Here is a 22197-nt window from a genome sequence, read left to right as displayed (position 1 = left end):
AGCCATGGGCTAACCACCTGATTTAATCAGCTTGACGGCGTAAAAAAGCAGGGATATCTAAATAGTTACTATTTGATTCAACATGCTGCACTCCGGCATTAACAACCATCTTAGGACGAACCACTTCGGTTTCTTGAGTCGGCTGCATCGCGGCTGGTTTTTCAGGTTCTTGCTCAACCGTTTCTTCACGCTCGGCTTCCTGACGTGTTGCTTGTACAGCTTGTAAATTTGGCTTAACCATTTCAGGCTTTTTAGCTAAATGGTTGCCTACTAAACCCGTCGCGACCACGGTGACGCGTATTTCGTCTTCTAATGACTCATCAATTGAGGTACCCACAATGACACGCGCATCTTTATCTGCAAAGCCGTTCACAACTTCACCAATAATATTGTATTCACCAAGACTAAAGTCTATGCCGCCCGTAATATTGACCAAAATACCACGTGCACCAGATACTGCGATATCGTCCAACAATGGATTCGCAATCGCTTTTTCGATGGCTTTACGTGCACGATCTTCACCGCTGGAGGTGCCAACACCCATCATACCAAGACCACGCTCAGACATAACAGTGCGTAAATCTTCGAAGTCGACGTTAATCAGACCCGGCCGTGTCACCATTTCTGATATACCTTGCACGGCTCCATATAGGATTTCATTAGCATGGTCAAAGGCTTGACTGAATTTAAAATCTTTACCTAATACCTCCACCAACTTATCGTTCGGTACAGTAATTAGAGAGTCAACATGGTTTGATAACTCTTCGATGCCAGCTTCTGCTGCGGCAGTACGACGCTCGAAACTGAATGGCTTGCTGACCACACCGACCGTTAGAATACCCATTTCGCGGGCGACTTTTGCCACAACCGGTGCTGCACCGGTGCCAGTCCCGCCGCCCATGCCAGCGGTAATAAACAGCATATCCGCATCACGAATATGATCTTTAATTTCTTCAATGTCTTCTTCTGCCGCTTCGCGTCCGCGATCCGGGTTGGCGCCCGCACCCAAACCGTTGCGACCAATTTGAATTCTGACAGGCACATTTGAATGCGCCAACGCTTGTGCATCGGTATTTGCACAGATAAAATCTACGCCCTCAACTTTCGAGCGCACCATAAAATCAACGGCATTGCTACCGCCGCCCCCCAAACCAATTACCTTGATCACTGGCATTCCAGGTTGGCGAGATACTTTCGCTTCTTTAAGATCAAATTTCATGGTACTCATGGCACGTTCCCTCTAGTCAGCAAGACAAAAAATATTAAGTTGTTAGTTTTAAGCTTTTAATTACAAATGTTCCGCAACACGGAGAACCGCACTGCGTGATCGTGGATTTTCTGCACATTCCCGATCGCTCGGAAATACAGGTTTCGCCACTACCTTTAAAACCGGTTCGCTCCCCGCCACCAATACAGGAAGGCCTGGGAATAAATCTTTAACACGCGACTGATCGCGCATAAAATGTTTCACTATTCGATCTTCCAATGAGTGGAAGCTAATCACACTCAAACGACCCTGTGGAGCCAATACCGTCAAACTGGCTTCCAATACCGTCTTCAAAACTTCCAGCTCTCGGTTTATATGAATCCGAATCGCTTGAAAACTTCGTGTCGCTGGATGCTTGTGTTTTTCTTTATTAGGCGCAACTCGGCCAATCATCTCGGCCAAATCGCGCGTGGTATTAATTAAACCTTGGCGAGCGTCATGACTTAAAGCGCGCGCAATTTTGAAGGCATAACGCTCTTCACCATAATTCTTTAACACGGCGGCCAACTCTGCTGGCTCGACCTCTTGTAACCAGTCTTTAGCACTTTGTCCTTGACCCGGATTCATTCGCATATCCAAAGGCCCTTCGCGCATAAAACTAAATCCGCGCTCGGCTTCATCTAGCTGAGGTGACGAGACACCTAAATCTAATAAAAGCCCATCTATCTTTCCGGTCAAACCACGTGCTTCACAGATCTGTTCTAAATCAGCGAAACTTGCATGTACGATTTCAAAACGTTCATCCTTAATCGCCTGGTTTGCATAGCTAACGGCATCGGGGTCTTGATCAATTGCAATTAAACGACCTTGCTCACCCAACTGCTTTAAAATTTCGCTACTGTGGCCACCGCGACCAAAGGTGCCATCTATATAAATACCATTCGGCTTGATATTTAAACCTGCAATCGACTCTTGCAATAAAACCGAATAATGTCCAGATACCTGACTTTCCATCATCACAAACTCAAGGTTGATAATGAGCCGGTTACATCCAGCGTTTGAACTTGATCCAGCATATCCGGGCGATCAGCATCCCAAGCTTCCTGACCCCAAAGCTCAAACTTATTACCCTGACCTAATAAAATTGCCTGTTTTTGTAGCCCGGCATGATCACGCAACAAACCTGGCAGCAAAATTCGACCCTGCGCATCCATTTCCACTTCGGACGCATGACCTAACAATAAACGCTGCACTAAACGAGCTTGTGGATCAACGTTAGGCATCGCCATTAACTTACGTTCAATCACTTCCCATTCGTCTTGGGTATAAATCAATAAACAAGGGCTGTGTAAATCAATGGTGGCAATCAAGTGATTATCGCTGGCATCAGAAATAGACTCACGGTAACGCTTAGGAATCGAAAAGCGCCCCTTGTCGTCTAAATTTACTGAGTTAATGCCGCGAAAAAATAACACCTTCCATCTCCACTTAATTCCACCTTGCCCCACATGTCACCACTATATTGCTGTTACAAACCACTGTCAAGCGGTTTACCACCACAAAATTAGAAAAATATCATTGCAGGACAATAACTTAGACGATAGACCTCATATCAAGCCGCAGCCCAATACAAAAAAGGATTATTAGTTTTTTCAACAAGATAGAAAGGAGTGTTAAGTATAAAAATTAACAACAAACAGTAAGGTGTTAATATAAATTAAGATTATTTTTTACCTACAAGAACAGCCAACACCCCACCACATATAGTGAGGCCCAAAAAAAAACCACAACATGGTGTGGCTTTATGAAAATTAAACTAAGTGGGTCTGTAAGCCGGGTTCTGTTTCCACTACGCAAAACGTAGAAGCCAGCAATCATTCATCTGGGAGATACATCACTGCATTCCTCAAGCAACCTACCCGAAAACAAGTGCGAGCCACACCTTGCCCGAAGGCGCGTTTTCCTATTTGGTCTTGCACCGGATGGGGTTTACCTAGCCACAAACTGTTGCCAGTTGCGCGGTGAGCTCTTACCTCGCCGTTTCAGCCTTACCTGTGCGCCGAAGCGCCATCGGCGGTCTATTCTCTGTTGCACTTTCCGTCGGCTCACGCCGCCCAGCCGTTAACTGGCATCCTGCTCTATGGTGCCCGGACTTTCCTCCGAATGCCGAAACATTCCGCGATTGCCCAACCCACTTGGGCGCAAACAATATAGCAATTCCGCGCGCTTGTCTAGCGATTAATCAAGCGTACTCAAGCCGTACTTTTATAAAGTCATCTCTTTCAAATCTTGCACTCTAGGATAAACGGCATTTTTTTTGACTTGATAGTACTCTGACACTATTTCTGATATTTGTTTAACTGGTAAAGCCTGAGCCAATAAGATATTAATTAATCTATCCCATTCACTGGCTTGTGCTGCTTGCTGTTCGGGCGCGCCAGAAACCACCAACACAAATTCGCCGCGGACCTTATCGGAGTGTCTGGAAAAATAGCCCAACACCTCTGAAATAGTTCCTGATACAAACTCTTCAAACTGTTTCGTCATTTCTCGTCCCGCCATCATAGTGCGCTCCGAACCTAAGGCTTGAGCCAAGGTGGCCAAGCTCTCAAGTATACGATGAGGCGACTCATAAAACACCATGGTGCGTGTTTCTAGCGCCAAACTTTGTAGCTGATTTAAACGCTTTTGTGATTTCGCTGGTAAAAACCCTTCAAAACTAAATCGATCAGTCGGCAACCCAGCGACACTCAAAGCACTGATCATTGCTGAAGCGCCCGGTACCGGGCGCACTAATACGTCATGATCGCGCAATAATTTCACCAGGTGATAACCTGGATCACTTATTAAAGGTGTACCGGCATCAGAAATCAACGCGCCAGACTCACCCGCTTGCAAGCGCACTAACAAATCTTCTGATCGCATTTTTTCATTATGATCATGCAAACTAATCAATTTGACCTGCACACCCAGGTGCTGCAGAAGTTTTTGAGAATGACGCGTATCTTCTGCCGCTACCCAATCAACCTGACTCAAGACCTCAATTGCGCGCTGCGAAATATCGCCTAGGTTTCCAATCGGAGTGGCGACGATGTAAAGCGTCCCTTTTTCAATAGTTTGCATATATAATTAACTCACTTTAATTCTCATTTTCTGTGTAGCGCTGGCTATTGTAACCAGATTGACGCTACTGACGAAATTAAACAAAGATAAGCGCCCACCATGTTAATAAACAACTTGTTAAAAAACATCCTGCTCATCAGCTTAGTGTTCGTTCTCATCAGCTGTAGTACCCCACAAAAACCCATGCCGGATCGTGGCGTTGTGCCATTTGAAGCACCCATTTTGCAACTCGATTCTCGCCTTGATCGGTTGCAACAAGCCCGCCTTGAAACCGCCAAAAAAGGTGAATGGGTTAGCTATATTCAATATTCGGAAGCCTTATGGGAACAAAGCTCTGATGAACAACGTGCGTTAATTGAACAAGACTCTTGGATTACCTTGCAAGCGGTAGACCTTGAAACTCAGCAAGCCTTAATTGAGAATGGCGCTGAACGAGTCAGCGCCTGGGGTTGGCTACTTAGCACCCGTCAGCAACAGGGCTTAAACTTCAAGCGAGCAATTGAAGATTTGCAAAAAGTCATGCCGGAGGTTTCTTTTAGTCAAAACCTGATTCCTGAGTTATTGGCTCATTTCGAAGAACTAAAAAACAAACCGCGCACAATTGCGGTAATGCTTCCTTTCACCGAGCATTTAGGTGCGGTGAGTGAGCAAATTCGCGCAGGGATATTAAAAGCCTACTGGCAATCCAGTCAAACCGACAAGCTGATATTTTTTAACGCCAAAGATCCTGCTAATATTTTGAATCAATACAAAAGTGCAAAACAAGCGGGTGCTGACATCATCATCGGCCCACTTACACCCGAGGCGATTCAGACCTTATCTGACCATGACATCACTGACTTGATCGCTTTAAACGACATTGATCAAATCGCCCCGTTTGTGCAATTTAGCTACCGTAATCAATACGAAGCCCAACAACTCATTTACCATCTCGAACTTGAGCGTTATCGACACATTGCTTTACTCACCAGCGATAACGACACCGACACAAAAATGGCTCATCAACTACAGTCCATGTGGTCAGCCAGTCATAAATTTCCTCTCACAGTGCAAAGTTACCCACAAAGCAATCCAAATTTGAGAGCCGAAATGAGTAAGGTTCTAAATTCTGATGCCAGCCAGTCTCGTGCTGGCCACTTAAGCCGAACCATCAGCCAACCGATTGAGTTTTTCCCACGCACTCGTAAAGACTTGGAGGCGATGATTTTGATGGGGGATGAAAAGCAGATTGCCATACTACGCCCACAGCTTGATTATTATTTACTTGACCTCCCCATTTATGGCACCTCAATGCTCACGCCAGATAACCTAAGCCACGCCAAGCCCAATCGAGATTTAAAAAACATTCGCTTCCCGAGCTTCCCTGCGGCATTAAGTAACTCACCTTTAGAGAATGGACTGGAAGCGTTTGGTTGGGACAGTTTTTTAGTCGCCACCCATAAACACTTATTAGCGCCCGGTCTAATGGTGCATGGGGCCATGGGAAAACATAGCATAACCCAAGCCAATAAAATATTTACCAAACTGACTTGGAGCCGTTTTTTAAACAACGGACAACTTGTACCACTTTATCCGGACAAGTTTACACCGCCTTATTTTGGCCAGCTTGAAAGTGATTATGAAAACACCTTAAGTCCGGAAGAAATGGATAAGATTCGAGAGGATCTCTTGAACGAAATAACCCAGCCGCGATTTGGCGAACTGCCCGAGCGCCCAAGCTTCACTTTTTAAATATGAGCAAGCAACTTGGACAAGACTATGAACAACAAGCTGAAATGTTTCTGGTTGAACAAGGAATCAAAATCCTGGCACGAAATTTTTATTGCAAAGGTGGCGAGCTGGATTTAATTGGCTTGGATCAAGATTGTTTGGTTTTTATTGAAGTCAAATACCGTCAAAGCCAAAATTTTGGCCATCCGAATGAATTTATCAGTACTCAAAAGCAGCAAAGACTTTACCGCTGTGCGCAAAATTTTCTACTAAAAAACCCGGTCTATCAATCACACGCCATGCGGTTTGATGTGATCGCCTTTTTAAGTGCGCAAGCCAACCCGGACTGGACCAAAAATGCATTTGGTAGTTGGTAACTCTATCAGCACCACCTTTCACCCATAGTTAAAACCAAACACTTTGTTAGATAATTTTAAACAATAGCTATTAAAATCTATGCTATCGTTGAATAGAAATTAACAAAAGGTCACTTCTAGTTTGGAGCTAACCTAATTAATCACAAACCAAGGAGAAAGAGCATGGATATTAATATTGGTATTAACGAGCCAAAACGTAAAGAAATTGCAGAGGGTCTTTCTCGCCTATTGGCTGATTCATATTTATTGTTTTTGAAAACCCATAATTACCACTGGAACGTAACTGGTCCGATGTTCCAAGCATTGCACACAATGTTTGAAGAACAGTACACGGAATTGTTTACCGCAGTTGATGAAATCGCCGAGCGTATTCGTTCATTAGGTGAGTTTGCACCAGGTTCGTTTCAAGACTTTCAGAAGATCAGTCAGATCAAGGAAGAAACCAGTCACCCAAATGCAGAGCAGATGATTAAGAACCTAGTACTAGGTCAAGAAGCAGTAACCAAAACCGCACGCGAAATCATAAAGATTGCCGATGATGCGCATGATGAACCTACTGTGGATCTATTAACTCAACGCATGCAGATTCATGAAAAAAATGCTTGGATGTTACGTAGCTTAATCACTAAATAAGCCACATCCTTTTTAGATTAACCAGGCCTGGTGCTTTCACAACCACCAGGCCTGGTGGTCCATTTCTATTACTTACCCAACCTTTCTCGCCCTTAAAGCGCCCCCATCATCCAAGGTAAAATCAAAGCCGCGATAAACGCCGATAAAGCCATCGCCAGTCCTGAGAATGCGCCCATTTGATCACTCAACTGAAACGCTTTCGCCGTACCCAAACCATGCGCGCTCACCCCGATCGCAACGCCTTTAACTCGATCATCTTCCAAACGCATTAACTTAAACACCCAAGTGGCCATCATCGCACCCAGAATACCGGTAATGACAACAAATGCAGCCGTCAACGTCGCGACCCCGCCATTTTTCTCCGCAATCCCCATGGCCACCGGTGCCGTCACTGATTTCGGTACCAGCGATAACATAGTTTCAATACTGGCACCCAAGCTCTGTGCAATCCAAAACGCGCTTAAACCCGCTAAAACCAAACCAAAAGAAGCCGCCATGATAATCGGAAACCACAGCTCTTTAAGCGTATGGCGATATTGATATAACGGAATCGCCAACGCGACCGTTGCTGGACCTAATAGAAAGTGAATAAACTGCGCCCCTTCAAAGTAAGTTTCGTAATTTATATCAAATAAGGCCAGTACACCTATGATCCCGAGCACACTTAAAGCGACTGGGTTTAGTAAGGGATGATGATTAAAGTGGCGATAAATCGTTTGGGCAATTTGAAAAAACACCAAGGTTAATACCAATCCAAATAAAGGGCTTGCCGCTAAATATACCCATATATCTTCAACCTTAGTCATGCTGTTTCGCCCCTGAAATACGCGCCCTCAAACGCATTAGTAGCAACATTACCCCTGCCGTCACCACGAGACTAACCAGCGTGCTAATCACTAACGCGACCGCGATGGCTAACCATTGTTCACCCACCCGGGTTAGGTGCAGCATCACACCTACCCCGGCGGGCACAAAAAACAGCGATAAATAACGTAGAAAATGTTGTGATGGCTCAGTCCAACGAGTCGCCCAGCCTGGATGAAATAGCAAACTGATAAACAGTAAAAACATGCCAATGACTGGCCCTGGAATGGGCCAGTCTAAAAAACGCACAATAATTTCGCCGATTAGCTGGTAAGCCAACAACAGCGTAATCAAACCTAAAAAACTAAAGCCAGTTAAGCGATGTGAAGCAGATTCCGACATGGCGTTCCATTCTTTATGATTAAGGTTCATTTAATAAGGCTTTTAAGGGAGCTTCAAACTCGGGCACATCCCACTCTACACCTTGGTTTAAACTGTAGCGGACTCGCCCCTGACGATCAACAACAAAGGTGGTAGGAAATGAAAATACCCCCCAATCTTTAGAAATTCGACCATCTTGGTCTAACACAATCGGATAATCCACTGGAACGCGTTCAGAAAACTTGGCAATTTCTTCGGCACTTTGTTGGAAATCGACCGATAGAATCTGTAAACCTTGATCACGATACTTAGCCAGCAACCGATTCATCGACGGGATTTCAGTCACACAAGGCGGACACCAAGTCGCCCAAAAGTTGACCAATACGACATCACCCCTTATATCTGCCAAATTAAGTGTTTCGCCTTCAAAAGTTTTACCTACCAGGCCTGGTGATGGCTTTAACTCATTAAACTCATGTAACTTGGGCATACCATGAGAAGCGCGAGAATCCGATTCAGCCAAGTCGTTCAAAACGGGTTGTTCAATTGGGTGACGACTAGAAGCTTGCGACGCCAAACGTTGTGCCGACAATCTTAACAACTTTGGCATTTGCTCAGTCATCGCCTGTTCAGCGTCAGTTTTTTGTTTCGCAAATGGGTTATAAAAATAATCCTTTACCCCCGGCAAAATCCAACCATAAACGGGTGCATGCTGTGACGACAAGCTTTGCATCAAGTCGCCCAAATACCAACGGTGCACCCCCTGCTCTGGCTGCAAAATCATCACCGGTGCTTGGTTTAAATTAACCACGTCTTCCCAGTTAGGCGCTTTGCCCGCAATCGGGCGGCTTGTATATAAATTGGGGAATAAAAAAATACTACCTTTGAAATCAGTGGGCTGTTCTAGGTTATGTGACTGCCAGCTTCGCACGCCTTTTAATGCGGCATTCGCCATGCGATCCGCCGCTACCAAAATAATGGGCTTGCCGTCAGCATTGGAAGCTTGTTGTGCCGCTTCTAAAACCGTCGCCACTGATTCACCCGATAAACCACGCACCGAGCCAGCCGTGCGGGTTAAAAACAACGAACCTAAGATATCCGTTGCCCAAACCTCAAAACCATTCTGTTGTAACTGATTTAAAAGCGTATATTCCCAAGACAAAACACGGTCGGATTGAGAATGCAGCCAAACAATACGCCATTCGGCCTGCGCATTTGGATATTGACTAACATTGATCTCATCATTACTAAAAGGCAAGTACAAATCTTCGGCCTGAACAGCCGAAAATGGAATACAGAATAAAACAAAATAACTAAGCCAGGCATGCATAATAAAAAGCCTTTTAATACCAAAAAAGACTTATTCTATCGCTAAGCGTAGGCAAATCATCACACAGAATGCGGGCTCCACAAAGGTTTCACAAATCCAGTTTACCAACGATTAAAACAAACCTTATTTTAAGCCTGTCTCGCTTTTGCTACGGCTTGATCCATGGCCTTAAATAAAGTTGCGCGTAACAATTCGATATCCAAAACCTCCTCCCCCAAACTGGCAACTAAGCGTGCAAAAACAACATTGTCTTCTTCGCCATCAATCAGTTTCAAATAATCGCCATCGGCATCTTTGTATCCACGCTCTTGGCGATAATGGTTCAATAGGTTTTTAGTCATGTAAGCTTGATGAACAGCCGTTAAATCCATTTCCAACTGATCAAACAATCCAAACAAGGCTTGCAAAGCCTTGATCACTTTATTTTCTAGCGTATAAAGCGCCACTTGTTTAAGCCAATCGACATAAGACAACGAAGTTGACCCTTTATGCTCAATCAGTTCCAAGATGGTTTTCACCACAAAATCCGTATCGCGATACTGTTTTAAGGCTTTCGAAATTAGAAAGTGCAATAAATCCACCGCCTCAACGCGTAAATTTGCCATATCGGTTTCGCCGTGCTTCCACCACTTCCAATCGGTCGAATCAATTGCTTCTGCAGCTTCAACCAGGACTGCGCTATCCCAATCCAAGTCATGCGCCATCCAATTCGGAACAGTACGTTCGTTCAACAAAATTTGCATGGCCACGATTTGTTCAATCTGTGATTTTGCGTACATAATATATTCCCTCTAATTCGGTTTCTGATGACGGGATAAGCTCCAGGCCTGGTAAGCCAAGCCAGACCAAACAGCTAACCAGATCACACCACCCATTGGCGTTAAAAACACCAACCACGGCCAACCCGTTAACACCCACATATACAAACTGCCTGAGAACAAAACCAAGCCGAGCAATATACCAGCTTTAACCCCACGAAATGCCAACGTCGGCTTGATCAAAGAGGCCAAACTTAACCCCAACAAAGCCAATCCGTGTACGAAATGATAAAGCACCGCAGTCTGCCAAGTTTCCATTTGTTTCGCGCTAATAAGCTTTTCCAAACCATGCGCCCCAAACGCGCCTAAGCCCACTGCTAGCATTATTAAAACAGCCGAAAGTGCTAACCAGCGCTCTGCCTTCATTGAATTGCCCTTTATTGTTTGTACCAAGAATTAAATGACTTAATTTGTCTGAACCATTCGCCCATTCAAATCCAATGGAATATCAACTTCACCGAGTAAAGGGTGCAACGCTTTTATTGAAGAACGGCCAACAATACGATAGTTAAATGCGTCCGACTGATTCACTAACTGACGGTAAAACGAAAGACCAATATCTTTAAAGCTAGCGCTCACCGGAAGATTGATCATCACATCTTGGCCCGCTTTCGCCGTCACAATCTTATCCTGACGACTATTCAGCCAGGGTTTACCGCTCACCAGTAATTCATAGTTTAATTGCTCGAGTTTGACATCAAACACATTCGGATTATGCAGCATTAGCTGGATATTCAAGTCCACAGAGACTAGTGAAATATTCTTAACTTCAATGCGATCAACCGATAACTTCGGTAACCTCGGTATTGGAAGCATACCTTCATGATTAAGTTTTAAGTGCGTCGCCCCCAGGATCGGCAAGTCCAAGATCACAGTCGCTTGCAACCCAAAAGGCACTTCATTTTTACCCGAAGCATTTTTGACCGTGTCAAACACTTGAGCAAACGGAACTTTGATAGGTATCTGGATACGTGTAGTAGATTGCGCATTAAGCATTTTCTTCTGGTGGTTTTCTCCACTCAAAAAAGGTGCTTTCATCACATCCAGTGCATAATCGAAGCCTTTAAGAGGCACCGAAACAGGGTTAGGGTTTTTCACATCAACCAGCATAACCAAAGTTGCACTCTCAAAGTCCAGCGCACTAAGCTCTACACCAGCAAGTTCTGCGCTCGGTTTTTGAATATTTTTTTGCAGCACAGAGCAGCCAGTAACAAAAAACAATAAACCAAATAATAAAGGTAAAAGACGCATTGAATGCCTTTAAATAAACATTGAAATTGATCTTCAATTCTCTAGCAAAGGCTAAGCCTTGTCAACGCGGCCACCCTAGCTTTTCGAAAATCAATATAGAAGTGTAACGATAAAATGGTGGGCCCTCACGGACTTGAACCGTGGACCTAACGATTAGTGATCGAGAAGTAAAGCTAAGCCGAAAAAATGTCAATGAATACAAGTATGCGCCAGCGTGAGATTTTATCAATCGAATGGCAAAAAGTAGACCGCATTATCAAAGTCATCAAAATTACCGGTGAAAATAGTAAATCAAAAAGCCTTATCAACTCTCCACAAATGACAAGAACAGTCAAACTAGAAAAAATCCACCATACCGTTTATTGATATTAAAAAGGGATTCGGAAGCCGAGTTCAAAAAAAGCCAAAATTGAGGAGTTTCGTTTCATGATCTACTTCACCACTTTGCAAGCAAGCTTGTTAACTTAATTGGATCGTCGCAACGTTTTCTTCAAATAAAAAACTTTTAGAAGCCGCAAGTCTTTCGTTCCACCTCAAAGCTAGAAATTTCGTGACCATCGGTAGTTGAATACGAATACTCCAAAATACCTCCAGACTGTAAAGACTTTTTTATCTCAGGATTACTACATGCATTTTTCACCGCCTCTTTTTTTAAGTTTGAGTGCGTTAAATCAACATCAACACCACTGAGGAAAAAGTTGGGAAACATGTATTCGTAAACAATTCTTGGCCCAGGACCAACCGATACATTATCCAGTCTAGTGTGCTCATCAATCATCATTGGCAAATTTCTTTTAAGTTGCTTAGCTGCATATTTAAACCCTTCTATCAAATCTTCCATCGGGATCATTTCTGGATTTTCTATTGAAATTTTTGAGACTGACTGAGCTGAATTGAAAAATGAAGGGTGAAACAACTCATGAATAAACCCTGCAGAAATCATTTCATTACTACTCGGAAACCAAAACTCATCAGAGCTGGCAATGTAGACCTTATCTAAAAAGGCTTGTGAAACACCTCGCTGTTTGAAAAATGATAAATCCTTTGACTGCTCAACTTCTATATTAAATTCACGCTCTAAACTTTTAAATTCGGAAGAATATTGATGAAACCCTAAATTCGCACCAACAGCAAGATAACGCCTATTACCGGAAATAAATGCTACTACACATGATGAATAACATCCTTTTATTGAATAGGTATCCAACCCATACGTTAAGATAAGCTTTGAGAGTTCTCTTCCCTCATAAACCCTCCCACCTGAACTATCCAATATAATGCCTTTAACATTTTGGTTTTCTTTCAAAAGTCTGTCGACCTCTTTTGACACTCCAAAGCCAAATCCACCTTCTAAGTGCATCAAATTATGATCGTTAATTAATTTAACGTTATACTCAAACCTATCATTAAGAAAACCAACTTTAAACAAATCTTTATAAAGCTGCATCGAAGAAACGAGGTTTCCTAACGTAGCTAAGACGCCCACAACAATTAAAAACTGAACAATTCGTGGCCAAAAAACTTTATTTTCCTCGACATAATTCGAAGAGGATCGCCAAAGCCCTACTATTTGCCATGGGTAAATGAATAACAACAAAAATGCGATAAATAAAATTGTAAAACGCGATGAAATTACGGGATGTTCGAATGAGGCTGTATTTACAAGCCAAATTTCAAAAACTTGGAAAATCAAATTAATGAGGACAAAATTCACCCAAAAAGAAATAGCCAATGGCAGATCACCGCGCCAATGTTTCAGAACATACCTCATAAGTACCTTTAAAATTTGCTTTGCCTGAGAATCTTTGTGCAAGAATTAATTTTTGATAAACCCTTAAATATCATTCCATTATAAAACTTTCTGAATTGCCATCGTTTTCTATCACAATCTTATATCAATTTTATCGGGTCAATTATGTAGTGGCAAAATGAAATTGACCACCTAAATGTAGTTATGAAAAAAAACTAGAAATCGAAAAGCACCTGAAATTTATGACTTCGCTGTAAACGATCTTAACGACCTATTCAGAAGTAAAAAATTGGTTTAAATGGTGGGCCCTCACGGACTTGAACCGTGGACCTAACGATTATGAGTCGTTTGCTCTAACCAGCTGAGCTAAGGGCCCCTTTGAGAAGGGTGTATAAAACTTAAACCACCAATCCTGGTGGTTTAAGTGCGCTTATTATAGCGGGTTTTGCGGGGATGTAAACGGGGGCTTAATTATCCAAGAAACTACGCAGACGTTCGGCACGACTCGGGTGACGCAGTTTACGCAATGCTTTGGCTTCAATTTGACGAATACGTTCACGTGTCACATCAAACTGTTTACCCACTTCTTCTAAGGTGTGATCTGTATTCATACCCAGTCCGAAACGCATACGCAGCACTTTGGCTTCGCGTGGAGTTAAGGTGCTGAGCATTTCACGAACCGTTTCGCTCATGCCTTCTTGATCCGCAGAATCGGATGGTGACAAGATGTTTGAATCTTCGATAAAATCACCTAACGAGGAATCTTCATCATCACCAATCGGTGTTTCCATCGAGATCGGTTCTTTGGCAATCTTCATTACCTTACGAATTTTATCTTCCGGCATTTCCATTTCTTCGGCCAATTCTTCTGGAGTCGGCTCACGTCCCATTTTTTGTAGCAATTGACGCTGGATACGATTAAGTTTGTTGATGGTCTCAATCATATGTACTGGAATACGAATCGTGCGCGCCTGGTCGGCAATCGAGCGTGTAATCGCCTGACGAATCCACCAAGTCGCATAGGTAGAGAACTTATAACCACGGCGGTATTCAAACTTATCCACCGCTTTCATCAAACCGATGTTGCCTTCCTGGATTAAATCCAGGAACTGCAAACCACGGTTGGTGTATTTTTTCGCGATCGAGATAACCAAACGCAAGTTAGCCTCGATCATTTCACGCTTGGCGGCACGCGCTAGGCTTTCAGATTTACTTAGGTCTTTATAAACCTTCTTGTAATAGGTGATGCCCATTTTTTCGTTTTTCTCAATCAAGGCTAAACGTTTTTGGGCGCGTTTGATTTCAGTGCGCAACTCTTCTAACGCAGCTGACTTAGCCGGATTGGCTTCAATCAAACGATCCACTAAATCGGCACTGGATTCTGACTCTACAAATGTTTCTAGGAACTTTTTACGCGTTACGCCCGCCTTACGAACGACGCCATTCACGATCACACGCTCTTGTTCACGAATTGCCGCTATTTTGGACTTTATGTCACGAATCACACCATTGGTAAATAATGGCGTTAAGCGTACGCTGCGTAAATGATCCACAACCAATTCACGCTTTTTCTTGGCTTTTGGATCACCTGAACCATGCTGATCTTCGGCTTTCACTGCATCACGGTGTAACTTTTCTAGCGTAGTTAAAAACGCTTCGATTAAGGCCGGATCAATGGAGTCATCTTTCGGCTCACTATTATTGTCCGAATCGGCACTTAGATCTTCAACCGCTACTTCTTCAAGATCAGTTGGGTCAATAAAGCCTTGGATAACATCGGCAACCTTGCCTTCTCCGTTATCCATTCTTTTAAAGGTTTTAAGAATTTTTTCAGCACACATTGGGTATTTAGACAAGGAATCCAACATATCACGAATGTTAGATTCAATGCGTTTGGCGATGTCGATTTCGCCCTTACGGGTTAAGAGTTCAACCGAACCCATCTCACGCATATACATTCTGACCGGATCAGTGGTACGTCCAAATTCTGAATCGACTTCTGCCAAGGCTAAAATAGCCGCTTCCGCTGCGGCCTCGTCAAACGCCCCGCCCTCTTTAGTAATAAGTTCGTCTTCTTCCGGTGCCGTATCAAATAACGGAATACCAAAGTCGGTTAGAATCGTTAGAACTTGTCCGAGCTGATCTTCTTCGATATCATCCGGCAAAACGTCGCTTACATCTGCATAGGTGAGATAGCCCAAATCTTTGGCGCGCTCAATCAAATCAATTAACTGTTGCTTTCTTTCTACTTTTGTCATGTTTGCCTCAAATAACGATTACAGACGCCGTCATACACCCGACACCAAATCTAAAAACCCAACCGTAAATTATAACAAAAAATCAGTTTCTTATTTTGCTATCTATTCGAATTTACCGATCAAAATTACTGTCTTACGGCCAAAAAGGCCTGCAAATCCGCCAATGCTTGGCGACTCAAACTCTGTTGCGTTAAACTCATTTTTTCTAACTCATCCAGCAGGCGATTTGCGGCTTCTTGCAGCATCACCTTTAAGGACTCTTCATCCTCGGGCAGGCGACGTGTCTGGATAAATTCGTACTCTTTTACAAAACCCGCTTGCTGCATCCAACGCACCGCAGAGGTGGCTTCAAAACTTTGCATTAGCTGATGTAACACACCCGATAACAGCCGGTCGTCACGTCGCTGCGATTGCGCCAACGCGCTTCCGATTGCTTGATCTAAAGCCGCCGCCCAACCTGGACGCACAAGCAAAATACACACCAAATGTTTCGATAAACTCATCACTTGGGATACTTCAGGGGCTGAGTTTACCGCCCCCAGCTTTGAGGATTTAAACTGAGAAAAACCAGTTTTCACTCCCATTTGTTTTTCCAAGCGCCAGGTGGGTAAATCCACCACTTCAGCTACCGCTTCCACCAATAAATACTGGTATAAACCCTGCGCACTTTGCACGTAGGGTTGCGCCAATGCCACCAACTGTTGACGACCTTCACGTGATTGTATGGGGACGCTTAGACGGTTTTGCAAGCCTTGCAACCAAAATTGTGACAAAGTTAAGGCTTGTTGAGCGCGTTGCTTAAAGCCATCCGCCCCCTCTTTTCGCACCACGGAATCCGGATCTTCTCCATCCGGCAAAAATAAAAACTTCACCGAGCGGGTTTGCTCCATCATCGGAATCGCCAGCTCTAAGGCTTTCCAGGCCGCTTTCAGGCCCGCACTATCGCCATCAAAGCAAAACACGACTTCAGCTACCTGACGAAACAGCATCTGCAAATGATCAATCGTAGTAGCCGTGCCCAAGGTAGCAACGGCATTACGCACCCCGAACTGCGCCAAGGCGACCACATCCATATAACCTTCTACCACGATAATGTGATCAAAACTTTGGCGTGCCTGGCGTAATTCATACAGACCATACAAGGCATAGCTTTTATGAAAGATCGGTGTTTCCGGCGAGTTTAAATATTTTGGTTGTTCTTCTGAGCTTAAAACACGCCCGCCAAAGGCCACAATTCGTCCACGCCCGTCTCGGATCGGAAACATAATGCGGTTACGGAATCGGTCGTAAAGCTTGTCGGTGTCTTTTTCAACCAACATTCCCAACTCAATCAATTGAGCTTTTAACTGAGAATCCGCTTTTAAACCTGACACCAAGCTATCCCAACCCGGCGGCGCGAAGCCTATTAAAAACTGCTTAGCGATATCGGAAGTTAAACCCCGCTGACGCAAATAGTTTTTGGCTTGCTCAGAGGCGGCATGATCACGAAGCTGCTGTCGGTAAAATTTAGCCACCCAAGCCATCACTTCGTATAAGTCTCGCGCGTGTTCAACTTTTTTTGCGGCCTGCGGCGTTTGTTTCTGACGCGGAACTTCTAAACCCAGCTGAGCGGCTAATGACTCGACGGCTTCAACGAAAGACAGACCTTCATATTCCATTACAAACTTCAGTGCATCGCCACTCGCACCGCAACCAAAGCAGTGATAAAACTGCTTTTGAGGGTTTACATTAAACGATGGGGTTTTTTCTTGATGAAATGGACAACAGGCTTTAAACGTGGCACCGGCTTTTTTGAGCGGAACACGCTGATTAATCACCTCAACAATATCGGCACGAGACAGTAACGAATCAATAAAATCGCGTGGAATTGCGCCTTTATACTCCATTCCGCCTCCTATCAACGAGCCAATAACGTCATGATTACCACAACACGCACCAACCTAATTCCATCAAAAATTTGCTTTGCTGAAAACAAAAAAACCCATCAACCTATCGTTAACGGGTTCTTTAAACGGGCTTAAACTTAAAATAGACTTGCTATTAAGCTAAGCTGGCTTTGATCTTTTGGCTTACCACAGCCATATCGGCTCTACCTTGCATCTTAGGTTTTAACAAGGCCATAACCTTGCCCATATCCTGCATGGTTTTCGCTTCGACTTGTGCAACAGCATCAGCGACCATTTGGGCGATTTCTGTTTCTGTCAAAGCCTGTGGCATAAAATCTTGAATCACCGAAATTTCAAAAGCCTCTTGCTCAGCCAAGTCTTCACGTCCAGCCTCAGTGTATTGAGTGAAAGAATCTCGACGTTGTTTTAACGCCTTATCCAACACCGCCAGCACCTGAGTGTCATCTAACGTGATCTGCTGATCAATCTCCTGCTGCTTAATGGCAGCCAGCATGGCACGCACCACCATCAGACGAGTTTTTTCACCCGACTTCATGCAGCGCTTCATTTCTTCGGTTAAACCCGCTTTATAATCGCTCATCGTTTCATTCCGGCCGTCTTAAAACGGACGACCATTCATACGACGACGTTCACGAGATAAACGCTTAGCTAAACGTTTAACGGCCGCGGCTTTCATGCGCTTCTTAGCCCAAGTTGGCTTCTCGTAGAACTCACGCTTACGTGATTCAGTTAGCACGCCTGCTTTTTCACAAGCACGCTTAAAACGACGTAAAGCTACGTCAAATGGTTCTGTATCTCTTACTTTTACAATTGGCATAAAGCTTCTTCTTTGATTTAATTGGAAAAATTCTGTTCGCTAACCCTGACTGGCAGCAATAAAGAGCAAGATTATAGTTTTGCGCGTCCGCATTTGCAAATTATTTTGTTAAAATCGCCACTTAATTTTTATTTATTTACAGGAAAAGCATGACGGATTCACATCAACCCCTTATTGTACTCGGAATCGAAAGCTCATGTGATGAAAGTGCGGTAGCGGTTTACGACAGTCAACGAGGCTTATTAGCACATAATTTATACAGTCAAATTGAACTGCATGCTGAATATGGCGGCGTTGTGCCGGAACTGGCCTCGCGAGATCATATCCGAAAATTAACACCACTCATCCTACAGACATTAGAAGAAGCTGGTCAACCTCAAATTACAGGGGTTGCTTATACCGCTGGGCCAGGATTAATCGGCGCGTTATTGGCGGGTGGCGCGATTGCGCGTAGCTTGGCTTATGCTTGGCAAGTTCCGGCGATTGGTGTGCACCATATGGAGGGTCATTTATTAGCGCCCATGCTTGAAGATAATCCACCTATGTTTCCTTTTATTGCGTTATTGGTGTCAGGTGGTCATACCATGATAATTCGAGTGGATGGCATTGGCCGTTACCGTTTATTGGGTGACACACTTGATGATGCCGCTGGCGAAGCATTTGATAAAACCGCTAAGATGATGGGACTTGGCTATCCGGGCGGCCCAATTGTTTCAAAACTGGCGCAACAGGGTGACGCGACGCGCTATAAATTTCCGCGCCCAATGGTCGATCGCCCTGGTTTGGATATGAGTTTTAGCGGTTTAAAAACTTTCAGCTTAAACACCTGGCATAAAGCCAAGGCACAAGGCGACGATAATGATCAAACTCGCGCCGATATTTGTCGAGCTTTTGAATTGGCCGTAGCTGATACTTTGACGATTAAATGCAAACGCGCTTTGGAGCAGGAAGGATTAAACACGCTCGTGGTATCGGGTGGGGTGAGTGCTAACAGAGAAATTCGAGCCAAGCTGGATGCGTTAATGCTTAAACGCAAAGGTGAAGCCTTCTATCCACGACTCGAGTTTTGCACCGACAATGGGGCCATGATTGCTTACGCAGGTGCCCAAAGACTGTTAGCAGGCGAGCACAATGATCTCAATTTTGCCGCTAAAGCCCGTTGGTCGCTCGAAGAGTTAAAACCGATTTAAGCTTTGAGGTAAAACATCCCTTTAAATACAATGACATCCCTCCTACTTTGTGCATAATTGATAGATAAGCCACCTAAATTTTAGGCGGTTTAGATTCCACCAAACAGGAGGAAGCATCATGAAACATCTAATCTTATTATTAACCTTACCTTTAGCGTTTGGGTTGGCTCAAGCGCTAAACTCACCTAACGACCGTCCAAATCGCATGCCTATGTACGATGGACAAGGACCTTATGGCCCAAGCGGCATGCGCAAGAATGAAAGCGAACGTGAGTATCAAGAGCGCATGCGAGAAGAACGTCGTGAAATGCATCGTGAACAACGCCCTTATGACGGACAAGGACCGCAAGGACGACCTGGCGAGTTTCGCGAAGACGCTGAAATTCGGCGACATCGAGAACGTATGCTAGAAGAGCGTCGCGAGATGCAACGCCAGCAATAATGGGCACTAAATAGTGGAACAATCTGCTCTTCCAAATGCCACCTAGCTTTTAAACTAGGTGGCATGTAAAACTCAAAAACTAAGCTAAATATAAACTAAAGCTTCACTACTTAGACTTAATCAAACCTTCTTCACCTTTTATCAAACGCTGAATATTGCCACGATGACGCCAGAATAAAATCGCCGTCATAATGGCGGTTACCCAAACCCAACTCATTTCAGCTTCACCCGAGACCGACTGGGTAATAAAGTAAATATAAATCGGTGCCAAAAACGTAGCAATCAACGCCGATAACGACGAAATTTTTAACACCTTAGCCACAAATAACCAAGTAGCCGCGGTCGCCAACCCTGCCCAAAAGTTTAAGGCCAACAACACACCCAACATGGTCGCCACGCCCTTGCCGCCTTTAAATTGAAAAAACAGTGGGTACAAGTGGCCAAGAAATGCGGCCAAACCGACTAACACAATCCACAATGCCTCCAAGGCTAAGCCATGCGCAACCAGCACGGGAACCACACCTTTTAACACATCACCCAATAAAGTAATCGCCGCCGCTAGCTTGCCTTTTTCGCCGCCAATGCGTAAAACATTGGTCGCTCCAGGGTTACCAGAGCCTGCTTCACGCGGATCACCTAGCCCCATTAATTTGCATACAATAATAGCCGATGACACCGAACCCAACAAATACGCCAACACCACCAGGCCTGGTAATAAGATCATTTCACTCATGGGATTATTATTCCTTTAAAATAGTGAGCGGATTTTAACATTATTGGATGAACACTGTGAGTAAACCCACTCAAATGCAAACGGACAGCATTTTTATTGAAGGCCTAAAGGTCAACACGATTATAGGCGTACACCCCTGGGAAAAATGCCAGGCACAACCCTTGTTATTTGACATCGAGCTTTTCACAACCATTATCAGTGCCGCGCAAACCGACCAGTTGGCCGACACAGTTGATTATGCGCAAGTGTCGCAGGATATTATTAAAATGGCACAAAAAGAAAGTTTTGAACTAATTGAAACCCTGGCCGAACAGGTTTGCGAGCACGTGCTAAAACATTACCGAGGTGTGCAGGCCATTCAGCTAAAGTTAGCTAAGCCTCACGCGGTTGCGGAAGCCAAGCAAGTTGGGGTCAAAATCTGGCGTCAACGCCAAGCATAAATTCACCAATCTTTAAGGTTAGCATTAGCCTTCGGATTGAATTTGCTTGCGAGCTTGGATTACTTTTTTAAGAATTGGCACCATTTTTTCCATTTGCGTGCTGGCTTGATGAAGCGAGATTCTCTCTAAACGCTTAAAGTCTTCTTCAAACTGGCGCGCATTTTGACGCGATAAATTGGCCACAATTTTCTTGTAAACCTCATCACCCTGGGCAATGCGCGCTAGCGTAACCATTTGTTCAGAGCTAATTTGGTTCAACAAATCTTGCATTAAAGCATTTTCAACCTGGGTCAGTTTACCGGCCAAAACTCTATAGGCGGTCAAACGTTTTTGCATGCGCTCTTTATCTTGCTCGGTCACAACTTTAAAGCGCTCTCGAATCACCTTACTTAAAGCTTCAACCACGTTTTCCGGTAGGTTAAATATAGTAGGACCGACTTCAACAACATAATTACCTGACTGCTGACGCTTGGCTTTAATTTCCATCGAAACTCCTAAATATACTGAGTATTTTCATCAATAAACTCGATTTTGCCATTGCTATCGAGCTCAAATAATTTTTCCACCAGACGTTGCACACAGCGTTTCGCTTCTTCATGTTCGGGCAAAGGATTATTTAACAAATCGGACTCAATCTGTTTCGCCAAAATCGCACCCACATTTTCAAGCACCTTGTCGGTCAGGCTTTGATCCTTAGCTAATCCAAGCAAAATTACCAAATCCTGATTATTAATTTCGCGAATCACTACCTGCATATCATTCGGGCTAAGCTGCTTGAGTTTTAAACCCAGTTTGATATAACTTTTTAAGGTCGAATGATTTTCGCCATGCGCCAAAGCCAGCATATGCTCCAGTGTAATATTAAGCAGTTCAACCGAAAAACGATCCAAACGCATAATGGCGCAGCCCATTTGCACTAACCATTCATTTTCATGTACTTTTTGAATACCCACTTTCATAAATAATGACTTCCTAAGCGTCCGCTTGATTGAATCGAATATGAGCTTAACCTAACATCCATTAGCA

25 protein-coding genes, 1 tRNA gene and 1 other RNA gene are annotated in these 22197 nt (G+C 44.0%); 7 read left to right on the top strand and 20 right to left on the bottom strand.

The window, feature by feature from the left end; genetic code table 11:
• Positions 1-22 precede the first annotated feature (22 nt).
• From ftsZ to rsmI, 5 genes are all read right to left on the bottom strand, one after another.
• On the bottom strand, positions 23-1228 hold the full coding sequence (ftsZ, locus tag N746_RS0102575) for a cell division protein FtsZ (protein ID WP_081835966.1): 1206 nt from the start codon (positions 1226-1228) through the stop codon (positions 23-25).
• A 60-nt stretch (positions 1229-1288) separates the two neighbouring features.
• Complete coding sequence (gene rsmH / locus N746_RS0102570) at positions 1289-2221, bottom strand: 16S rRNA (cytosine(1402)-N(4))-methyltransferase RsmH (RefSeq protein ID WP_038126006.1); 933 nt, start codon at positions 2219-2221, stop codon at positions 1289-1291.
• A gap of 2 nt (positions 2222-2223) precedes the next feature.
• Positions 2224-2682 carry a division/cell wall cluster transcriptional repressor MraZ gene (mraZ, locus tag N746_RS0102565; RefSeq protein ID WP_029933798.1) on the bottom strand — a complete coding sequence of 153 codons (459 nt, stop codon included), beginning with the start codon at positions 2680-2682 and terminating at the stop codon, positions 2224-2226.
• 338 nt (positions 2683-3020) lie between these two features.
• An RNA gene (gene rnpB / locus N746_RS10745) (RNase P RNA component class A) lies at positions 3021-3405 on the bottom strand.
• A 67-nt stretch (positions 3406-3472) separates the two neighbouring features.
• A complete protein-coding gene (rsmI, locus tag N746_RS0102560; protein WP_029933797.1) occupies positions 3473-4330 on the bottom strand; it encodes a 16S rRNA (cytidine(1402)-2'-O)-methyltransferase in 858 nt (285 codons plus the stop codon).
• Positions 4331-4429: 99 nt separating this feature from the next.
• Here rsmI and N746_RS0102555 point away from each other — a divergent pair, with 99 nt between their 5' ends.
• The 3 genes from N746_RS0102555 to N746_RS0102545 all read left to right on the top strand — a co-directional run bounded on the left by N746_RS0102555 (position 4430) and on the right by N746_RS0102545 (position 7050).
• On the top strand, positions 4430-6061 hold the full coding sequence (locus N746_RS0102555) for a penicillin-binding protein activator (RefSeq protein WP_029933796.1): 1632 nt from the start codon (positions 4430-4432) through the stop codon (positions 6059-6061).
• A gap of 2 nt (positions 6062-6063) precedes the next feature.
• Complete coding sequence (locus N746_RS0102550; protein WP_029933795.1) at positions 6064-6417, top strand: YraN family protein; 354 nt, start codon at positions 6064-6066, stop codon at positions 6415-6417.
• Between the two features lie 162 nt (positions 6418-6579).
• On the top strand, positions 6580-7050 hold the full coding sequence (locus tag N746_RS0102545; protein ID WP_029933794.1) for a Dps family protein: 471 nt from the start codon (positions 6580-6582) through the stop codon (positions 7048-7050).
• A gap of 92 nt (positions 7051-7142) precedes the next feature.
• Here N746_RS0102545 and N746_RS0102540 read toward each other — a convergent pair whose 3' ends face one another.
• The 6 genes from N746_RS0102540 to N746_RS0102515 form a co-directional block, all read right to left on the bottom strand.
• Positions 7143-7856, bottom strand: a complete 714-nt coding sequence (locus tag N746_RS0102540) for an LrgB family protein (RefSeq protein WP_029933793.1) — start codon at positions 7854-7856, stop codon at positions 7143-7145.
• A complete protein-coding gene (locus N746_RS0102535) occupies positions 7849-8256 on the bottom strand; it encodes a CidA/LrgA family protein (protein ID WP_051678634.1) in 408 nt (135 codons plus the stop codon). Before N746_RS0102535 ends, N746_RS0102540 begins: the two co-directional genes overlap by 8 nt.
• 19 nt (positions 8257-8275) lie before the next feature.
• Entirely contained in the window at positions 8276-9565 is a 1290-nt protein-coding gene (locus N746_RS0102530) for a TlpA family protein disulfide reductase (RefSeq protein WP_051678469.1), read from the bottom strand.
• Between the two features lie 128 nt (positions 9566-9693).
• Positions 9694-10344, bottom strand: coding sequence for a dUTP diphosphatase (locus N746_RS0102525; protein WP_029933790.1), 651 nt, complete (start codon positions 10342-10344; stop codon positions 9694-9696).
• Positions 10345-10356: 12 nt separating this feature from the next.
• Complete coding sequence (locus N746_RS0102520) at positions 10357-10749, bottom strand: DUF423 domain-containing protein (RefSeq protein ID WP_029933789.1); 393 nt, start codon at positions 10747-10749, stop codon at positions 10357-10359.
• A gap of 39 nt (positions 10750-10788) precedes the next feature.
• Positions 10789-11634: an LEA/WHy family protein gene (locus tag N746_RS0102515; protein WP_029933788.1), complete on the bottom strand. Its 846-nt coding sequence runs from the start codon at positions 11632-11634 to the stop codon at positions 10789-10791.
• A 186-nt stretch (positions 11635-11820) separates the two neighbouring features.
• Between N746_RS0102515 and N746_RS10815 the strand changes: the two genes are divergently transcribed.
• Entirely contained in the window at positions 11821-12000 is a 180-nt protein-coding gene (locus N746_RS10815) for a hypothetical protein (RefSeq protein ID WP_162173025.1), read from the top strand.
• A gap of 139 nt (positions 12001-12139) precedes the next feature.
• Here the strand turns inward: N746_RS10815 and N746_RS0102505 are convergent, their stop codons facing one another.
• From N746_RS0102505 to rpsU, 6 genes are all read right to left on the bottom strand, one after another.
• On the bottom strand, positions 12140-13447 hold the full coding sequence (locus N746_RS0102505) for a COG3904 family protein (protein WP_029933787.1): 1308 nt from the start codon (positions 13445-13447) through the stop codon (positions 12140-12142).
• Between the two features lie 236 nt (positions 13448-13683).
• Positions 13684-13760, bottom strand: a tRNA-Ile gene (locus tag N746_RS0102500).
• A 91-nt stretch (positions 13761-13851) separates the two neighbouring features.
• Positions 13852-15642, bottom strand: a complete 1791-nt coding sequence (gene rpoD, locus N746_RS0102495; protein ID WP_029933786.1) for an RNA polymerase sigma factor RpoD — start codon at positions 15640-15642, stop codon at positions 13852-13854.
• Positions 15643-15767: 125 nt separating this feature from the next.
• Complete coding sequence (dnaG, locus tag N746_RS0102490; RefSeq protein WP_038125845.1) at positions 15768-17528, bottom strand: DNA primase; 1761 nt, start codon at positions 17526-17528, stop codon at positions 15768-15770.
• A 154-nt stretch (positions 17529-17682) separates the two neighbouring features.
• Positions 17683-18129 carry a GatB/YqeY domain-containing protein gene (locus N746_RS0102485; protein WP_029933784.1) on the bottom strand — a complete coding sequence of 149 codons (447 nt, stop codon included), beginning with the start codon at positions 18127-18129 and terminating at the stop codon, positions 17683-17685.
• An 18-nt stretch (positions 18130-18147) separates the two neighbouring features.
• Positions 18148-18366: a 30S ribosomal protein S21 gene (gene rpsU / locus N746_RS0102480; RefSeq protein ID WP_029933783.1), complete on the bottom strand. Its 219-nt coding sequence runs from the start codon at positions 18364-18366 to the stop codon at positions 18148-18150.
• A 149-nt stretch (positions 18367-18515) separates the two neighbouring features.
• On the opposite strand from rpsU, the gene tsaD reads away from it, so the two are divergent.
• Both tsaD and N746_RS0102465 read left to right on the top strand, forming a co-directional pair.
• On the top strand, positions 18516-19556 hold the full coding sequence (tsaD, locus tag N746_RS0102470; protein WP_029933782.1) for a tRNA (adenosine(37)-N6)-threonylcarbamoyltransferase complex transferase subunit TsaD: 1041 nt from the start codon (positions 18516-18518) through the stop codon (positions 19554-19556).
• Positions 19557-19674: 118 nt separating this feature from the next.
• A complete protein-coding gene (locus N746_RS0102465; RefSeq protein ID WP_029933781.1) occupies positions 19675-19998 on the top strand; it encodes a hypothetical protein in 324 nt (107 codons plus the stop codon).
• 106 nt (positions 19999-20104) lie between these two features.
• Here the strand turns inward: N746_RS0102465 and plsY are convergent, their stop codons facing one another.
• On the bottom strand, positions 20105-20731 hold the full coding sequence (gene plsY / locus N746_RS0102460; RefSeq protein WP_425426619.1) for a glycerol-3-phosphate 1-O-acyltransferase PlsY: 627 nt from the start codon (positions 20729-20731) through the stop codon (positions 20105-20107).
• 56 nt (positions 20732-20787) lie between these two features.
• On the opposite strand from plsY, the gene folB reads away from it, so the two are divergent.
• Positions 20788-21171, top strand: a complete 384-nt coding sequence (folB, locus tag N746_RS0102455; protein WP_051678468.1) for a dihydroneopterin aldolase — start codon at positions 20788-20790, stop codon at positions 21169-21171.
• Positions 21172-21195: 24 nt separating this feature from the next.
• Here folB and N746_RS0102450 read toward each other — a convergent pair whose 3' ends face one another.
• Both N746_RS0102450 and N746_RS0102445 read right to left on the bottom strand, forming a co-directional pair.
• A complete protein-coding gene (locus N746_RS0102450) occupies positions 21196-21657 on the bottom strand; it encodes a FliG C-terminal domain-containing protein (protein ID WP_029933778.1) in 462 nt (153 codons plus the stop codon).
• 8 nt (positions 21658-21665) lie between these two features.
• Positions 21666-22130: a FliG C-terminal domain-containing protein gene (locus N746_RS0102445; RefSeq protein WP_029933777.1), complete on the bottom strand. Its 465-nt coding sequence runs from the start codon at positions 22128-22130 to the stop codon at positions 21666-21668.
• Positions 22131-22197: the final 67 nt, after the last annotated feature.

The sequence above is a fragment of the Thiomicrospira pelophila DSM 1534 genome (genome assembly GCF_000711195.1).
GTDB classification, from domain to species: domain Bacteria; phylum Pseudomonadota; class Gammaproteobacteria; order Thiomicrospirales; family Thiomicrospiraceae; genus Thiomicrospira; species Thiomicrospira pelophila.
This window is presented reverse-complemented; position numbering and strand designations above follow the sequence as displayed.

Coding starts and splice junctions, on each gene's coding strand:
- plsY (WP_425426619.1), bottom strand. CDS start 20,731: ATGAGTGAAATGATCTTATTACCAGGCCTGGTGGTGTTGGCGTATTTG.
- N746_RS0102485 (WP_029933784.1), bottom strand. CDS start 18,129: ATGAGCGATTATAAAGCGGGTTTAACCGAAGAAATGAAGCGCTGCATG.
- rsmH (WP_038126006.1), bottom strand. CDS start 2,221: ATGGAAAGTCAGGTATCTGGACATTATTCGGTTTTATTGCAAGAGTCG.
- N746_RS0102555 (WP_029933796.1), top strand. CDS start 4,430: ATGTTAATAAACAACTTGTTAAAAAACATCCTGCTCATCAGCTTAGTG.
- rpsU (WP_029933783.1), bottom strand. CDS start 18,366: ATGCCAATTGTAAAAGTAAGAGATACAGAACCATTTGACGTAGCTTTA.
- N746_RS0102515 (WP_029933788.1), bottom strand. CDS start 11,634: ATGCGTCTTTTACCTTTATTATTTGGTTTATTGTTTTTTGTTACTGGC.
- N746_RS0102450 (WP_029933778.1), bottom strand. CDS start 21,657: ATGGAAATTAAAGCCAAGCGTCAGCAGTCAGGTAATTATGTTGTTGAA.
- N746_RS0102530 (WP_051678469.1), bottom strand. CDS start 9,565: ATGCATGCCTGGCTTAGTTATTTTGTTTTATTCTGTATTCCATTTTCG.
- rsmI (WP_029933797.1), bottom strand. CDS start 4,330: ATGCAAACTATTGAAAAAGGGACGCTTTACATCGTCGCCACTCCGATT.
- N746_RS0102465 (WP_029933781.1), top strand. CDS start 19,675: ATGAAACATCTAATCTTATTATTAACCTTACCTTTAGCGTTTGGGTTG.
- N746_RS10815 (WP_162173025.1), top strand. CDS start 11,821: ATGTCAATGAATACAAGTATGCGCCAGCGTGAGATTTTATCAATCGAA.
- rpoD (WP_029933786.1), bottom strand. CDS start 15,642: ATGACAAAAGTAGAAAGAAAGCAACAGTTAATTGATTTGATTGAGCGC.
- N746_RS0102550 (WP_029933795.1), top strand. CDS start 6,064: ATGAGCAAGCAACTTGGACAAGACTATGAACAACAAGCTGAAATGTTT.
- N746_RS0102535 (WP_051678634.1), bottom strand. CDS start 8,256: ATGTCGGAATCTGCTTCACATCGCTTAACTGGCTTTAGTTTTTTAGGT.
- tsaD (WP_029933782.1), top strand. CDS start 18,516: ATGACGGATTCACATCAACCCCTTATTGTACTCGGAATCGAAAGCTCA.
- N746_RS0102540 (WP_029933793.1), bottom strand. CDS start 7,856: ATGACTAAGGTTGAAGATATATGGGTATATTTAGCGGCAAGCCCTTTA.
- N746_RS0102545 (WP_029933794.1), top strand. CDS start 6,580: ATGGATATTAATATTGGTATTAACGAGCCAAAACGTAAAGAAATTGCA.
- N746_RS0102525 (WP_029933790.1), bottom strand. CDS start 10,344: ATGTACGCAAAATCACAGATTGAACAAATCGTGGCCATGCAAATTTTG.
- dnaG (WP_038125845.1), bottom strand. CDS start 17,528: ATGGAGTATAAAGGCGCAATTCCACGCGATTTTATTGATTCGTTACTG.
- N746_RS0102520 (WP_029933789.1), bottom strand. CDS start 10,749: ATGAAGGCAGAGCGCTGGTTAGCACTTTCGGCTGTTTTAATAATGCTA.
- ftsZ (WP_081835966.1), bottom strand. CDS start 1,228: ATGAGTACCATGAAATTTGATCTTAAAGAAGCGAAAGTATCTCGCCAA.
- N746_RS0102445 (WP_029933777.1), bottom strand. CDS start 22,130: ATGAAAGTGGGTATTCAAAAAGTACATGAAAATGAATGGTTAGTGCAA.